This window comes from Mycolicibacterium neoaurum (genome assembly GCF_036946495.1).
Taxonomy (GTDB): domain Bacteria; phylum Actinomycetota; class Actinomycetes; order Mycobacteriales; family Mycobacteriaceae; genus Mycobacterium; species Mycobacterium neoaurum_B.
In genome coordinates this window covers 1745561-1761324 of the sequence record NZ_JAQIIX010000002.1, presented here as the reverse complement: position 1 = coordinate 1761324, position 15764 = coordinate 1745561, and the positions used below count along the sequence as shown (strand labels likewise).

Below are 15764 nucleotides of genomic sequence, written 5' to 3'. Positions count from 1 at the left end.
AATCGGCAAGCAGCAGGTTAACGGAAATCAACAACTCTCACCGCGCAAGCACACCGTTGAGGATCTCGATCAGCTTGACCGGTTGGTCGCCCTGCACGGAGTGCCCGGCGTCGGCGACGATGTGGGTCTGCCGGAAGCCGGGTGCGTTGGCGGCGAACGCCTCGGCGTCCTCGTCGTTGACGAAATGGGAATTGGCCCCGCGCACCAGGGTCGTCGGCATGGTGATCGATTCGACGTCGTCCCAGAGGCCCTGGAAGGAGGCGGGTAGTCCGGGACTGTCGTCACCGGCAGGCCGGCGCATCGTGTCGTAACGCCATGTCCAGGTGCCGTCCTCAAGACGCTTGGCATTGTGAAAGACGCCGCGGCGCAGGGATGTCCGGTCGCGGTGTGGGGCGGCGGCGATGGTGACGTCGAGCATCGCCTGAAACGACGGGAAGGTGCGCTCACCCTGTACCAGGGCCACCGCGCCGAGCTGCGCCTTGGACATCTGTTCGTGGCGCTCGGGGGCCGAGGGGGTGACGTCGACCAGGACCAGTTCCTTGACCAACTCCGGCTCGGTGGCCGCGATGCGCAGCGCGGTCAATCCGCCCAGCGACATGCCGACCACCAACCTCGCATCGGGGGCGTGGGCGCGCAGCAGCGGCGCGATGACCTCGGCGTTGATCTTCGGTCCGTAGTCACCGTCGGCGCGCCACGCCGAGCGTCCGTGACCGGGCAGGTCGAGGGCCAGGGCGGGCAGCCCGAGTCCGAGAATGACGGTGTCCCAGGTGTGGGCGTTTTGACCGCCTCCGTGCAGGAAGACCACCTGTGGGCTTTCGTGACCCCACTTGATGGCGCTGATATCACCGAGGTCCAACCGGCCGGCACTGGGCAGCGGGCCGGAGACCCCGGCCTGTTCGGCGTTCTCGGGCAGCAGGGCGAACTCGTCGAGCTCCAGGAGGTCATCGTCGGAGAAGGCCATGAGGTGGACCCTACAACGCAAATGACTCTGCGTTCAGGGTGCTAAAGCGCGAGAAGCGCACGCCCTGAACGCAGAGTCAGCGTAGATCTAACCTAGTCAGCCTTCGATGAAGGCTTCCAGCTGGGCGCGGGCGATATCGTCGGCCAGCTGCTTGGGCGGGCTCTTCATCAGGTATGCCGAGGCGGGCATGATCGGGCCACCGAGGCCACGATCCTTGGCGATCTTGGCCGCGCGCACGGCGTCGATGATGATGCCCGCGGAGTTGGGGGAGTCCCAGACCTCGAGCTTGTACTCCAGGTTCAGCGGCACATCACCGAAGGCGCGGCCCTCGAGGCGGACGTAGGCCCACTTGCGGTCGTCGAGCCAGGCAACATAGTCCGACGGTCCGATGTGGACGTTCTTGTCATACACCTTGTCGGCCAGCGAGCCGTTGAGATTGCTGGTGACGGCCTGGGTCTTGGAGACCTTCTTGGACTCCAGACGCTCACGCTCGAGCATGTTCTTGAAGTCCATGTTGCCGCCGACGTTGAGCTGGTAGGTGCGGTCCAGCGTGACACCGCGATCCTCGAACAGCTTGGCCATCACGCGGTGGGTGATGGTGGCACCGACCTGGCTCTTGATGTCGTCGCCGACGATCGGCACACCGGCGTCTTCGAATTTCTTGGCCCACACCGGGTCCGAGGCGATGAACACCGGAAGCGCGTTGACGAACGCGACCTTCGCGTCGATGGCGCACTGGGCGTAGAACTTGTCGGCCTCTTCGGAACCGACGGGCAGGTAGGAGACCAAGACGTCTACTTGAGCGTCCTTGAGCACCTTGACGACGTCGACGGGCTCGGCATCGGAGACCTCGATGGTCTCGGAGTAGTACTTGCCGATGCCGTCGAGAGTCGGGCCGCGCTGGACGATGATGTCGGTCGGCGGGACGTCGGCGATCTTGATGGTGTTGTTCTCCGATGCCGAGATCGCCTCGGACAGATCGAAGCCCACCTTCTTGGCATCGACGTCGAATGCGGCGACGAACTTCACGTCGCGCACGTGGTACGGGCCGAACTTGACGTGCATCAGGCCCGGTACGGAAGCGTTCTCATCGGCGTCGCGGTAGTACTGCACACCCTGGACCAGCGAGGATGCGCAGTTGCCGACTCCGACAATCGCGACCCTGACCTCGTTGGGCGCGGTGGTCTCGGACATGGGGTTCTCCTTCTCCTGCTGAAATTCCGGTGTGGGTTACGGCTGCGGTTCGGGTGGGCTCTGCGCGACGCGTTCGGCCGCGATCAACTCGTTGAGCCATTTCACTTCGCGTTCACTGGACTCCAGGCCGAGCTGGTGAAGCTGCTTGGTGTAGCGGTCCAGTGAGGTGCTGGCTCGTGCGATCGCCTCGCGGAGACCTTCGCGGCGTTCTTCGACCTGTCGCCGCCGGCCCTCCAGGATGCGCATGCGTGCTTCGGCCGGAGTCCGGTTGAAGAACGCCAGGTGGACGCCGAACCCGTCGTCGGTGTAGTTCTGCGGTCCGGTGTCGGCGACCAATTCGGTGAAGCGCTTCTTTCCCGCATCGGTGAGCTGGTAAACGCGGCGCGCCCGGCGCATCTTCGGGGTGCCGTCAGGTGCCGCGTCCTCGACGATGAGGCCATCGGCCTGCATGCGCCGAAGCGCCGGATACAGCGAGCCGTAGGAGAACGCCCGGAACGCGCCCAACAGACCTGTCAGGCGCTTGCGAAGTTCGTACCCGTGCATCGGCGACTCCAGCAGGAGGCCCAGAACGGCGAGCTCCAGCATCGAATCACCTCCCCAGACGGCCGACCGCTACGACGGATCGACACCTCGGCGAAGTGTATCGCGCCGATATAACCATCGCCACTGGGACATGATGACGAGGCGATCGCCGGGGATCGCCTGGGTGTCTATCGGGTGAACTGCCCGGGTGTATCACCCGGTGCCGCGCGGACTAAGTGCTCGGGTAGTTGATGCGCTTGACGGTGGCATCGCCGTTGAACTCGATGTACCCGCTGTTACCGAAATTCGGTGTGACGTAGATGCTGATCTCGATGCTCTCCGGCGGCGCGGTCATATCGGTGTTCGGACCGATGCTGACATGTAGCGATTTCACCTCGGCCGGGTCGATCCCGAGGGTCTGTGGGGCGCCGCGGATGAGGCCGACGAACGTCGGCACGTCGAATGCCGCCAGGTCCACGACCCGGGCGTCGCTGCCGGTGCTGGTCTCGGACGGGTCATCCCAGCCGCCGCGGTAGCTGTAACTGAGCACCCTGCGTGGTTCGTTGGGATCGGGGCGTTCCAGCGACGCGTAATCGTCGAAGATCGTCAGGTCGTAGCCCTTGGTGTCGCCGAACTTCTGACGCATCTGTTCGAACAGCCCGTTCAGCCCGCCGAGCGATTGCAGCTGGCGCGGCGCGGTCAGCACGGTCGCGGGGATACCGTCGGACTTCGCGCCGGGATCGGTCTGGAAACTGAACGGCGACGAGGTGTTCCCGTACAGCCCCCAGCCCACGGCGATGCCGAAGATCACCAGCACGGCGGCGGCAGCGGCGCGGATGCCCCAGCCCGCGCCTGCACCCATCACCCGCGCGGTCCGCTCGGGTTTCAGGTCGGGCAACTTCACCGGTGAACTGCCGGTCTGCAGATCGCTCATCAGCGATTGCAGCTCGCCAAGGGTCGCGGCGGTGGTGGCGGCGGCCACCCGCTGACGGTGCTCCTCCATGGACAGCTGTCCCTCGGCCATCGCGGTGTCGAGCACCTTGCAGGTGTCGTCACGGTCGGAGTCCCTGGCCCGGGTTCCCGCAGTCTGTCGAGTGGCCACGAGTGGATCGTAGAACTCAGCTGGGCTTTTCGACACGGAGCACGGTGCCCGCCGGGTCGAGGTAGATGTAGCCGTTGGTGCCGCCGTCGGTCGACACCCGGATCAGCAGCTCCAGCGCGCCAGGGCCACCGTCGGGACCGCTGACGTGGTCCACGTCGAGATAGGTGTCCATCACATCGGTGGGGGCGATGCCCAGCGTCGCGGGGGCGGCGTTCCAGGCGGCGATCGCCGCGGGAACGTCGAAGGCCGCCAGATCGGTCAGGTCGTCGCCATCGGATCGCGGTCTGCTCGACGGTTCGCCCCAGCCGCCCTGAAATGTGTAGAGCAGCCGCTTCTCGCCGGTGGGGTCGGGAATCGCCAGGTAGGCCCGGCCTGGATTGAACGCCAGCTCATAGCCCATCGTGCTGCCGAATCGGGTGCGGATCTCCGCCAGCAGTCCGGTCATTCCCTCGACGGTGTTCATGTACCGCGGCAGGTTCAGCACCAGCGGTGGCGGTTCGTCGACGACCGGTGTGGCGCCGGTGGTCACCGGCGGCGGGATCAGCACCTCGGGGGTGGCCGCGAGGGGATGGTCCTCGGGCGGGGCGTCGTCACCGGAACCGGAGAACACCAGCGCGCCCACCACCCCCAGCCCGATGACGGCGGCAGCTCCGGCGATGACGAGGTTCCTGGTCCGGCGTGGTCGCTCGCGTTCCTGTTCGGCGCGGGGTCCGGCGTTGTGTTGCAGATCGGCGGTCAGATCATCCAGTTCGCCGAGCGTGGTGGCAGCCATGGCCGCGGTGATGCGCTCCTGGTGCTCGACCATGGAGAGCTGGCCTTCGCTGTGCGCTGCGTCGAGCAGCGCGCAGGTGGCATCGCGGTCGGTGTCCTTGGCGCGTGTTCGCCCTGTGAATCGTGCCGCCACGACAGAAGATCGTAGAAGTTCGGGCGCCGTTGCGCTGCCGTCACGCCTCGGTAGCTGGGGGGCCGACGTACTCTGGTGATCGTGCGATTGCAGCGACAGGTGGTGGATTACGCCCTTCGGCGTCGATCCCTGCTGGCCGAGGTGTACTCCGGGCGTACCGGTGTCACCGAGGTGTGCGACGCCAACCCCTATCTTCTGCGGGCCGCCAAATACCACGGCAAGCAAAGCTCGGTGACGTGCCCGATCTGCCGGAAGGAACAGCTGACGCTGGTCTCATGGGTGTTCGGTGAGCACCTTGGTGCGGTATCGGGTTCGGCGCGCACCGCCGAGGAATTGGTCCTGCTCGCGACACGCTACGACGAGTTCGCGGTTCACGTGGTGGAGGTTTGCCGCACTTGCAGTTGGAATCATCTGGTGAAGTCATACGTGCTCGGTTCGCCGCGGCCCAAGGACGGGACGCAGCGGCCGAAGGGCACTCGGACGGCGCGCTCCGGCGCGCGTACGGCCAGTGAATAGCGAAGGGCGTCACAGCAATCCGACGGGGGGTGCCGATTCTGAGCGGCCCGTCGGTGCCCGGCGACCCTCGAATCCGACTCCGCCCGACGTGCGCCGTCAGCCACCCGAGCCCCAGCACGCCCGCCCGCGCGCAGGCAGCGGCGTCCCCGATGACCGCAAAACCGCGCTGATCCCCCCGGTGCGCCCTGACGTGGCACCGCACCTGCGGGATCCGATCGATGTCGTCAAGGCTGCACTCGACGGTGCCCCGCCGCGTAAGCCGCCGCCTCCGGTGGGTCCCGGCGGCCCGGGGGGCCCCGGCGGGCCGGCTGGCCCGTCAGGTCCGTCCGGACACCGACGTCCCGGTGCGCGCCGCTTCCAGTGGAAATGGGTGCGCCGGGCGGTCTATGTCGCGCTGGTGGTTTTCCTGGTCCTGCCCGCGGTGACCTTCGGGATGGCCTACATGATCGTCGAGGTGCCCAAGCCCGGCGATATCCGCACGGCGCAGGTGTCGACCATCCTGGCCAGCGACGGCAGCGAGATCGCCAAGATCGTTCCGCCGGAAGGCAACCGGGTGGACGTGAAGATCGACCAGATCCCGGTCCACGTGCGTGACGCGGTGATGGCTGCCGAGGATCGCGACTTCTACTCCAACCCGGGCTTCTCGTTCACCGGTTTTGCGCGCGCATTTCTGAACAACCTGTTCGGTGGGGGCGGCGGTCTGCAGGGCGGTTCGACGATCACTCAGCAGTACGTCAAGAACGCGCTCGTCGGCGACGAACGCTCGGGTGTCGGTGGGCTGGTGCGCAAGGCCAAGGAGCTCGTCATCTCCACGAAGATGGCGGGTGAGTGGTCCAAAGACCAGGTGCTCGAGTCCTATCTCAACATCATCTATTTCGGCCGTGGCGCCTACGGGGTCTCGGCGGCCGCCCAGGCCTACTTCGGCAAGCCCGTCGAACAGCTCAACGTGGCCGAGGGTGCGCTGCTCGCGGCGCTCATCCAGCGGCCGTCGACGCTGGATCCGGCCGTGGATCCCGAGGGCGCCGCAGCCCGCTGGAACTGGGTGCTCGACGGCATGGTCGAGATCGGCGCGCTGTCCCAGACCGACCGCAACGCCCAGGTCTTCCCGCCGACGGTGCCGCCGGACTTCGCCAGTCAGGCCAACCAGACCACCGGGCCCAACGGGCTGATCGAGCGCCAGGTCACCAAGGAACTGCTCGACCTGTTCGATATCAACGAGCAGACGCTGAACACCGAGGGTCTGAAGATCACCACCACGATCGACCCGAAGGCGCAGAAGGCCGCCGAGGAGGCGGTCACCGAAACGCTGGAGGGCCAGGACCCGGACATGCGGTCGGCCGTGGTGTCCATCGACCCGAAGACCGGCGGGGTGAAGGCCTATTACGGCGGTTCGGACGCCAATGGATTCGACTTCGCCCAGGCCGGCCTGCCGACAGGCTCGTCGTTCAAGGTGTTCGCCTTGGTCGCGGCGCTGGAACAGGGCATCGGCTTGGGCTACAACATCGACAGCTCACCGCTGGAGCTCAACGGCATCAAGATCACCAATGTCGAGGGCGGCGGTTGCGGCAACTGCAATATCGCCGAGGCGCTCAAGCGGTCACTGAACACCAGCTACTACCGCCTGATGCTCAAGCTGCAGAACGGTCCGCAGGACGTGGCCGATGCCGCCCACCAGGCCGGTATCGCCGAGAGCTTCCCCGGTGTCGACCACACCCTGAGCGAGGACGGCCAGGGTGGACCGCCCAACAACGGTATCGTCCTGGGGCAGTACCAGAGCCGCGTCATCGACATGGCCTCGGCGTACGCGACACTGGCCGCGTCCGGCGTGTATCACCGGCCGCACTTCGTGCAGAAGGTCGAGGACTCCTCGGGCAACGTGCTCTTCGATGCGTCCCAGCAGGGCGACGACGGTGAGCAGCGCATCCCGGCCGACGTGGCCGACAACGTCACCGCCGCCATGCAGCCGATTGCCGCCTACTCCAACGGCCACAACCTCGCCGGTGGCCGCGCGTCGGCGGCCAAGACCGGGACCAACCAGCTCGGTGACACCGGTGCCAACCGGGATGCCTGGATGGTCGGTTACACCCCGTCGCTGTCCACCGCGGTCTGGGTCGGCACCACCGGCGGGGACAAACCGCTGGTGAACCAGTGGGGCGGGCCGGTCTACGGATCGGGTCTGCCGTCCGACATCTGGAAGGCGACCATGGACGGTGCGCTCGAGGGCACCGACAACGAGACCTTCCCGAAGCCGACCGAGATCGGCGGATATGCCGGACCGCCCGTGGCAGCGCCGGCCCCGCCGCCGCCCCCGGACACCCCGGTCCCGCCGCTGCCGTCGGAGACGGTGATTCAGCCGACGCTGGAGATCGCGCCCGGCCTGACGATCCCGTGGGGACCGCCGACCACCGTGCCGATCGGCCCGCCGCCGCCCGGTGATCCCAACGCTCCCGCGCCGCCGCCCGGTCAGCCGCTGCCACCGGGACCGCCGGGCGCACCGCCCCCGTGACGGCCGACGACGTGACGTCCGACCCGGAGGGGACGGTCTCGAAGGCACCGCTGGCAGGGACCGTATCGCCAGCACCGCTGGCACGAGACCTGCGCAGCGCCGACACACGCGATCTGCCCAGCCGCAATGACGTGCTCGTCGGTGCGCTGGCCGGGACCGTCGGCGGTCCCGTCGGTAGGCACGCGCTGATCGGGCGGACACGATTCCTGACCCCGTTGCGCGTGATGCTGCTGATCGCGCTGGTGTTCCTGGCACTGGGCTATTCGACGAAGGCCGCCTGCCTGCAGTCCACCGACACCGGGACCGCCGCGCAGCGCGTCGCGAACTGGGAGAACCAGCGCGCCTACTACGAGCTGTGCTATTCCGACACGGTCCCGCTCTACACGGCAGAGCTGTTGAACCAGGGCAAGTTCCCCTACAAGTCGAGCTGGATAGAGAAGGACGGCGACGGGAAGCCGCACGTCGTCTACGACGGCAGCGAGCCCGTCCGGTACATGGAGTATCCGGTGCTCACCGGGATCTATCAGTACCTGTCGATGACACTGGCCAAGACCTATTCGGCGTTGACGACGGTGGTCTCGGTGCCACTGGTCGCCGAAGTGGTGATGTTCTTCAACATCTCGGCCTTCGGGCTGGCACTGGCCTGGTTGGTGACGGTGTGGGCGACCGCGATGTTGGCCGGTCGCCGTATCTGGGATGCCGCGTTGGTGGCCGGCTCTCCGCTGTTGATCTTCCAGATCTTCACCAACTTCGATGCGCTCGCGGTGGCGTGTGCGACGGCCGCGATGCTGGCGTGGGCGCGGCGAAAACCGGTGTTGGCCGGTGTCCTGATCGGCGTGGGTGTGGCGCTGAAGCTCTATCCGGCGCTGCTGCTCGGCCCGCTGCTGGTGCTGTGCCTGCGGACCGGGCGGATGCGCGAGTTCGCCAAGACCGCAGGCGCCGCGGCGCTGACCTGGGCTCTGGTCAATCTGCCTGTGCTGCTGCTCTTTCCGCGAGGATGGTCGGAGTTCTTCCGGCTCAACTCGCGCCGCGGCGACGATATGGACTCCATCTACAACGTGGTGAAGTCGTTCACCGGCTGGCAGGGCTTCGACCCGGGCCTCGGGTTCTGGGAGCCCCCGACGGTCACCAACACCGTCTCGGCAGTGCTGTTCCTGTTGTGCTGCGCCGCCATTGCCTACCTGGCGCTCACCGCGGCCCGCCGCCCACGGTTCGCCCAGCTGGCCTTCCTGGTGGTGGCGGCCTTCCTGTTGACCAACAAGGTCTGGAGTCCGCAGTTCTCGCTATGGCTGGTGCCGCTGGCGGTATTGGCCCTGCCGCATCGACGAATCCTGTTGGCATGGATGACCATCGACGCGCTGGTCTGGGTGCCGCGGATGCTCTATCTCTACGGCGAGCAGAACCGCGGCCTGCCCGAGCAGTGGTTCACCACCACGGTGCTGCTGCGCGATATCGCGGTGGTGGCACTGGTGGTTCTGGTGGTGCGTCAGATCCGCCGCCCGGAATCCGATCTCGTGCGTCGTCACGGTGTCGACGATCCATCCGGCGGCGTGTTCGACCGGGCGCCCGACGATCCGCCGCGCTGGCTGCCGTCGTGGCTGCGACCCGCGGTTGTCTCTGCGCCCACGGCGCCCGTTGTCTCTGCGCCCACGGCGACAAAGGTCGAGTAGCTCCCGCCCTCAGCGCAGAGTCAACCTCCGCAGACGCCGACAGTGCGCAGAGACCGACATTGCCGTCGATTCTCCGTCCTGAATGCACCGTCGATGCGTGCCCGACACGATTTCGCAGATCACGGCCCGTTCCTGTACCTTGGAGCGGTTGCCGACGCAGGCGACCCTCCTGCCACGGACACGCCGTGGCCGCAACGACCATAGGAGGTGATGGGTTCCTTATGCGTCCATACGAAATCATGGTCATCCTCGACCCCACTCTCGACGAGCGCACCGTAGCTCCCTCGCTGGAGACGTTCCTGAACGTCATCCGCAAGGACGGCGGCAGCGTCGACAAGGTTGATATCTGGGGCCGCCGCCGGCTGGCCTACGAGATCGCCAAGCATGCCGAGGGCATTTATGCGGTGGTCGATGTCAAGGCCGAGCCCGCGACCGTTTCTGAGCTGGACCGCCAGCTCAACCTGAACGAGTCCGTGCTGCGCACCAAGGTGATGCGGACCGACAAGCACTAGTCCGTGCGACACCGTGTGCACGTCGGTGCAGTTCCGTAGGCTCGCCTGCGACTGCTCTCGTACACATACTCCGCTTTGACTAGACGCCCAGGAGGACCTCGTGGCTGGTGACACTGTCATCACTGTTATCGGAAACCTGACTGCCGATCCGGAACTGCGTTTCACGCCGTCCGGTGCCGCCGTCGCGAACTTCACCGTGGCTTCCACGCCGCGGACGTTCGACCGCCAGACCAATGAGTGGAAGGACGGCGAAGCGCTGTTCCTTCGCTGCAACATCTGGCGCGAGGCGGCCGAGAACGTTGCCGAGAGCCTCACCCGCGGATCGCGGGTCATCGTGTCGGGTCGGCTCAAGCAGCGGTCCTTCGAAACCCGTGAGGGTGAGAAGCGCACCGTCGTCGAGCTCGAGGTCGACGAGATCGGTCCCTCGCTGCGCTACGCCACGGCCAAGGTCAACAAGGCCAGCCGCGGTGGTGGCGGCGGCGGTGGATTCGGCGGCGGAAACAGCGGTGGTGCGCCACGCGGCGGCGGTTCAGATCAGCAGCCCAAGGACGACCCGTGGGGCAGTGCGCCCGCGGCCGGTTCCTACAGCGGCGCCGACGACGAACCGCCCTTCTGACAACGATTTACATCATTTGAGAAAGAGATAGATTCATGGCCAAGTCCAGCAACAAGCGGCGGCCGGCACCCGAGAAGCCGGTCAAGACCCGCAAGTGCGTGTTCTGCTCCAAGAAGGGCAAGAACCAGAACATCGATTATAAGGACACCGCGCTGCTGCGCACCTACATCAGCGAGCGCGGCAAGATCCGTGCCCGCCGGGTGACCGGCAACTGCGTGCAGCACCAGCGCGACGTCGCTGTTGCCGTCAAGAATGCCCGCGAGGTGGCTCTGCTGCCGTTCGGTTCGTCGACGCGGTAGGGGAGAGACACACCATGAAGCTCATTCTCACCGCTGAGGTCGAGCACCTCGGAATCGCCGGCGACGCCGTCGAGGTCAAGGACGGCTACGGCCGCAACTACCTGCTGCCGCGCGGTTTGGCCATCGTTGCCAGCCGCGGTGCCGAGCGTCAGGCGGAGGAAATCCGTCGCGCCCGCGAGATCAAGGAAATTCGCGGCGTCGAGCACGCCAACGAACTGAAGACCGCGCTCGAGGGACTGGGTACCGTCACCCTGCCCGTGAAGGCCTCCGCCGACACCGGCAAGCTGTTCGGCTCGGTCACCCCGGCTTCGGTCGTCGCCGCGATCAAGAAGGCCGGCGGTCCGAACCTGGACAAGCGCACCGTCGAGCTGCCCAAGGCCCACATCAAGGCCACCGGCACCCACCAGATCGGTGTGAAGCTGCACCCCGGCGTCACCGCCGCGGTCCAGCTCGACGTCACCGCCGGATAGCTCAGCAGTCACCCGATGCCCGGGTGGGAAGCTCCCGCTTCCCACCCGGGCATCGTCGTGCGTGGCCAGCGAACAAATTTCCGAGATTTTGAACACAGCAACCTCGTTTGCTGTTAACCTCGCCGGCTTCGAGACGTTATCCAACACGCCCGAGCGGGCAACCCGGCGAGACACGCCGGAGGAGTTGATGTCCACAGCTGTGAACATCTGGAAACCGGCCTTCAACTGGAATTTTGTCCAGGTCGCAGCGGTTTGTCCACAGGTTCTCCCCAGACCGTCAACACCGTTGACCTGAGCTGTGCACACGCCATCCACAAGGCTATCAACAGGGCCGAATTGCACCGGCCCGAGCAAAGCCATAAGTTGACCGTCGCAGGCTCGTCGGCGTGTTGTCGGGGGGCCGCTGTAGCGTATTGATCGAACACATTTGCGATAGATCTGCTAGTGGAGGTGTGGGCGCTTCGTGGCGGTCGTAGACGACTTCAGTCATTCCGGTGGACACTCTGATCTTGACGAGCCACCCCGTGAGGACTTCGGCCGCCAGCCGCCGCAGGACATGGCCGCCGAGCAGGCCGTACTCGGCGGCATGCTGCTGTCCAAGGACGCCATTGCCGACGTCCTGGAGAAGATGAAGTCCGCGGACTTCTACCGTCCCGCACACCAGGACATCGCCGACGTCATCCTCGATCTCTACGACCGCGGCGAGCCCGCCGACGCGGTGACCGTCGCCGCGGAGCTGGACCGGCGCGGACAGCTGCGCCGCATCGGCGGAGCCCCGTATCTGCATACCCTGATCTCGACGGTGCCGACCGCCGCCAACGCCGGCTTCTACGCCACCATCGTCGCCGAGAAGGCGCTCCTGCGGCGTCTGGTGGAGGCTGGCACCCGGGTGGTCCAGTACGGCTACGCCGGCGCCGACGGTGCCGATGTGGCCGATGTGGTGGACCGGGCCCAGGCCGAGATCTACGACGTCACCGAGAACCGGAACCAGTCCGAGGATTTCGTGGCGCTGGAGGATCTGCTGCAGCCGACGATGGACGAGATCGACGCGATCGCGTCCTCGGGCGGTATGTCGCGCGGTGTGCCCACCGGCTTCATCGATCTGGACGAGATCACCAACGGGCTGCACGGCGGGCAGATGATCATCATCGCGGCGAGGCCTGGCGTGGGCAAATCGACCCTTGGTCTGGATTTTATGCGGTCCTGCTCGATCAAGCACCAGCTCGCCAGCGTCATCTTCTCGCTGGAAATGAGCAAGTCCGAGATCGTCATGCGCCTGCTGTCGGCCGAAGCCAACATCAAGCTCGGTGATATGCGATCGGGCCGGATGAACGATGACGACTGGACGCGGTTGGCGCGGCGCATGAGCGAAATCAGCGAAGCGCCGCTCTACATCGACGACTCGCCGAACCTGACCATGATGGAGATCCGCGCCAAGGCTCGCCGGCTGAAGAAGAAGGCCGACCTGCAGCTGATCGTCGTGGACTACCTACAGCTGATGAGCTCCGGAAAGAAGTACGACTCACGCCAGCAAGAGGTTTCGGACTTCTCCCGAAGCCTCAAGCTGATGGCCAAGGAACTGCACGTGCCGGTGGTCGCGATCAGTCAGCTCAACCGTGGTCCCGAGCAGCGCACCGATAAGCGCCCGCAGGTGTCTGATCTGCGTGAGTCCGGCTCGCTGGAGCAGGACGCCGACATGGTCATGCTGTTGCACCGTCCCGACGCCTTCGACCGCGAAGACCCCCGTGGCGGCGAGGCCGACATCATCCTCGGCAAGCACCGTAACGGCCCGACCGCGAATATCACTGTGGCGCACCAACTTCACCTGTCGCGGTTCACGAATATGGCGCGATGAGCATATCGCCATGCCGCGACCTGATTCACGCAGCCATCACCTGCCGCCGTTGACAACAACATATGGAGTCGCCAGAGCTGGTGCCCTGCCTTCACCAAAGACCCCTGTGGTCGATGATGACCGCCACGATCATCACAAGCAGTGGGTACTCGCGCTATCCCGGCCACAGAACCCACGGATGCGTCACCGATACCGGCTGCACGGCAGGAGTTTTCAACGACGCCAGGATCGTACTTGCTGTTGAAGCGGTTGATCCGGACGGTCAAACGCATGCGGCTGGTGTCTGGTGCAATTGCTTGTCGCCGACAGCTGCGGGTCAGTCGATCAGGACGTCGGCCAACCATTTCGCAGAACGGGCAATGATCTCGGGGAAATGGTTGGACAGGATCTCGTAGTGCTGACCCGGATACTCGATTAGGTCCTTGGGTTGAGGGATCCGGTCGTACATCTCGCGAGCTTCCTCGACGGGCGCCACGGTGTCCTGGGCCGCCAGGATCATCAGCAGCGGCTGGGTGATTCGTTCTGCGTAGGCCCGAACCTCCATCTCGAAGAGGTGGTCCAGTGTCGAGATGGTGATTTCGTTACGGAAGCTGGGGAGGTCTTTGATGGCGTTCTCGACGAACTCGAGTCCTTCGTGGTCGCTGAACATGACTGGTTTTCCGGGCTCAGGGTGGCCGTGTAGCCGGATCGTGGCTGCTCTTTCACCGCGCAATGCCGCCTGGCGTTCGGCGGGAATGAGGGCCTCGAGATCGGCGAGGGTGTCGGCGGGTTGCAGGCGGCGGGCGCTCCATCCGCTGACTGGCGGAATGATCGCCGTGACCGCCTTGACGCGGCGGTCGGTCGCGGCGGTGAACATGGCGTTGGCGCCGCCGATGCTGACTCCCCACAGCCCGATTCGGTCACCGTCGACGTCTGGGCGCATCGTGAGATGGGTGATGACGTCACGAAGGTCGCGGCACTGCTGCCAAGGATCGAAGAGCTGACGCGGTTCACCGTCGCTGTAGCCGGTGCACCGGTGGTCATACATCAGCACGGCGAGCCCTGCGTCGAGGAATGCAGGTGCGTTTCCATAGAGGGATTCGGCCGTGCCGCCCAGGCCGGACTGAAGAATGACCACCGGTGCAGCACAGTCACCCTTGCTTGGTCGCACCAATTTGCCGCGAAGGGTGAGTCCGGATAGATCGAATTCGATGTCCTCGGTGTAAGCCATTGTGCCCGTTCCTTTCAACGATGGGATGCGGCGCGCGTTCAGTTATGCCCGGCGTAGAGCTCGTCGGGTCGGAAGTTGGGGTCACCGGCGCGCGGATCTGCTGATGCGCGCAGGATGGGGAACACCGAAGCACGCATATCGGCCTCGTACGCGGCGATACCGTCCAGCACGCCGATTCTCCCCGCTGCCACATCCGCAAGGGTGGCGGTGAGCGCAGCGGCGTCGCGCAGCGCACTGTTGGCGCCTGCGCCGAAACTGGGTGGCATCGCGTGTATAGCGTCACCCAAGAGGGTGACTCGGCTCGGTGTCCAGGGTTCCGCGGGATCGAGTCGCCGGATCCATGAAGTGAATACCGTGGCAACGTCGACGCGCTCGACGAGCTCAACCAGGCCGGGGTGCCAGCCACGGACACCGGCGCGCATCACGGCATGCAGCTCCTCGGAGGTCGCGGTTCGGAGGTCCTTGATGGTCGAGAGCAGTGGACTGCCGGGATCGAGGCCGAGGTTGACCATCATGTAGGGGTCAACGGGATCGATGTCCGCTCCAGGGGCCAGTTCTGCCACCGCCTCGGCAATGGGTCGACGAGGCTGGTAGGCCCCGTAGGCGAACCCGACTCCGCCCGGACCTCTGGCGGCGGTGAAGCCATCGAACAACGCCTCGGGCAGTTCGGCGATCAGATCGTCGGTCAGCGGGGCCCTTCCGGCCATGCCGCGCATTCCGGTGTCGAGGACTTCCACCTCGGGTAGCAGCTGCTGGCGGATAGGTGAATTGATGCCATCGGCGGCGACCAGTACGTCACCTGCAGCAGTACTGCCGTCAGCGAAGGTGAGCGATACGCCGTTGGCGTCGACGTCGAATCCGGTCACCGTGCGCCCGTAGTGCACGATGTCTTCCAACCCGACGGCCATGATTTGCCGCAGGGTGCGGCGGTTGACCGCGGTGTGCGGACGGTGCGGATCGTTGTGTGGCCCGAAGTGAGGCCGGGTGCCGATCTCGCGGCCCTGATCATCGATGAGCACCAACAGCTCACGTCGGGGATTGATCCGCGAGGTCTGCATGTATAGCTCGAATAGATTGTCCGAAAGGCATTTACGAAGTGCTGTGCCTCCCATGGCATTCATGTGCAGCCGGTATCCGGTCTGCACGATGCCGGGAGCCTTCTCGAACACCTCGCAGTCGACGCCGGCGTTGACCAACCCCTGGGCCAGGCACAAGCCGCCGATTCCGCCTCCGGCGATCAAGACACGCAAAGACATGCAACAACCTCCTGGTGTGGTCGTACGACGCCCCGCCCTGACGCTGGGCGCGTGAGAGGAAAGGACCCGGGCGGGTGGGTGACCATCCCTCATGATTAGTCTCAGCCAGCTGGGGCAATCAGGGAAGATGAGATTGCTGATGACCGTTATAGGCGTGGCTGATAGCCAAGG

Annotated in this window: 15 protein-coding genes; 8 read left to right on the top strand and 7 right to left on the bottom strand. The window is 65.6% G+C overall.

The window, feature by feature from the left end:
* Window positions 1–37 precede the first annotated feature (37 nt).
* The 5 genes from PGN27_RS13785 to PGN27_RS13765 form a co-directional block, all read right to left on the bottom strand.
* Window positions 38–961 (bottom strand): Rv0045c family esterase, encoded by a 924-nt coding sequence (locus PGN27_RS13785; RefSeq protein WP_335326611.1) that lies wholly within the window; start codon window positions 959–961, stop codon window positions 38–40.
* Between the two features lie 96 nt (window positions 962–1057).
* Window positions 1058–2155, bottom strand: coding sequence for an inositol-3-phosphate synthase (locus PGN27_RS13780; protein WP_335326610.1), 1098 nt, complete (start codon window positions 2153–2155; stop codon window positions 1058–1060).
* 36 nt (window positions 2156–2191) lie between these two features.
* Complete coding sequence (locus PGN27_RS13775; RefSeq protein WP_019512173.1) at window positions 2192–2740, bottom strand: PadR family transcriptional regulator; 549 nt, start codon at window positions 2738–2740, stop codon at window positions 2192–2194.
* A gap of 169 nt (window positions 2741–2909) precedes the next feature.
* On the bottom strand, window positions 2910–3779 hold the full coding sequence (locus tag PGN27_RS13770) for a DUF1707 SHOCT-like domain-containing protein (protein WP_335326609.1): 870 nt from the start codon (window positions 3777–3779) through the stop codon (window positions 2910–2912).
* 16 nt (window positions 3780–3795) lie between these two features.
* A complete protein-coding gene (locus PGN27_RS13765; protein ID WP_335326608.1) occupies window positions 3796–4683 on the bottom strand; it encodes a DUF1707 domain-containing protein in 888 nt (295 codons plus the stop codon).
* 81 nt (window positions 4684–4764) lie between these two features.
* Here PGN27_RS13765 and PGN27_RS13760 point away from each other — a divergent pair, with 81 nt between their 5' ends.
* The 8 genes from PGN27_RS13760 (at window position 4765) to dnaB (ending at window position 13127) form a co-directional block, all read left to right on the top strand.
* Window positions 4765–5199 (top strand): DUF5318 family protein, encoded by a 435-nt coding sequence (locus tag PGN27_RS13760; RefSeq protein ID WP_030132941.1) that lies wholly within the window; start codon window positions 4765–4767, stop codon window positions 5197–5199.
* Window positions 5192–7705, top strand: coding sequence for a transglycosylase domain-containing protein (locus PGN27_RS13755; RefSeq protein ID WP_418888599.1), 2514 nt, complete (start codon window positions 5192–5194; stop codon window positions 7703–7705). The genes PGN27_RS13760 and PGN27_RS13755 overlap by 8 nt, the downstream gene beginning before the upstream one ends.
* 11 nt (window positions 7706–7716) lie before the next feature.
* Window positions 7717–9375 carry a glycosyltransferase family 87 protein gene (locus PGN27_RS13750; protein ID WP_335328731.1) on the top strand — a complete coding sequence of 553 codons (1659 nt, stop codon included), beginning with the start codon at window positions 7717–7719 and terminating at the stop codon, window positions 9373–9375.
* 221 nt (window positions 9376–9596) lie between these two features.
* The gene (gene rpsF / locus PGN27_RS13745; RefSeq protein ID WP_018603055.1) at window positions 9597–9887 is read left to right on the top strand and encodes a 30S ribosomal protein S6; all 291 of its coding nucleotides are present in this window, start codon (window positions 9597–9599) and stop codon (window positions 9885–9887) included.
* Between the two features lie 100 nt (window positions 9888–9987).
* Window positions 9988–10503 carry a single-stranded DNA-binding protein gene (locus PGN27_RS13740; RefSeq protein WP_213448566.1) on the top strand — a complete coding sequence of 172 codons (516 nt, stop codon included), beginning with the start codon at window positions 9988–9990 and terminating at the stop codon, window positions 10501–10503.
* A gap of 35 nt (window positions 10504–10538) precedes the next feature.
* Complete coding sequence (gene rpsR / locus PGN27_RS13735; RefSeq protein WP_019512180.1) at window positions 10539–10802, top strand: 30S ribosomal protein S18; 264 nt, start codon at window positions 10539–10541, stop codon at window positions 10800–10802.
* Window positions 10803–10816: 14 nt separating this feature from the next.
* The gene (gene rplI, locus PGN27_RS13730) at window positions 10817–11272 is read left to right on the top strand and encodes a 50S ribosomal protein L9 (protein ID WP_335326605.1); all 456 of its coding nucleotides are present in this window, start codon (window positions 10817–10819) and stop codon (window positions 11270–11272) included.
* A 463-nt stretch (window positions 11273–11735) separates the two neighbouring features.
* Window positions 11736–13127, top strand: a complete 1392-nt coding sequence (dnaB, locus tag PGN27_RS13725) for a replicative DNA helicase (protein ID WP_036462660.1) — start codon at window positions 11736–11738, stop codon at window positions 13125–13127.
* Between the two features lie 316 nt (window positions 13128–13443).
* Here dnaB and PGN27_RS13720 read toward each other — a convergent pair whose 3' ends face one another.
* Together PGN27_RS13720 and PGN27_RS13715 are read right to left on the bottom strand one after the other, a co-directional pair.
* The gene (locus tag PGN27_RS13720; RefSeq protein WP_335326604.1) at window positions 13444–14337 is read right to left on the bottom strand and encodes an alpha/beta hydrolase; all 894 of its coding nucleotides are present in this window, start codon (window positions 14335–14337) and stop codon (window positions 13444–13446) included.
* Window positions 14338–14375: 38 nt separating this feature from the next.
* Complete coding sequence (locus PGN27_RS13715; protein ID WP_335326603.1) at window positions 14376–15593, bottom strand: FAD-dependent oxidoreductase; 1218 nt, start codon at window positions 15591–15593, stop codon at window positions 14376–14378.
* Between the last annotated feature and the right edge of the window lie 171 nt (window positions 15594–15764).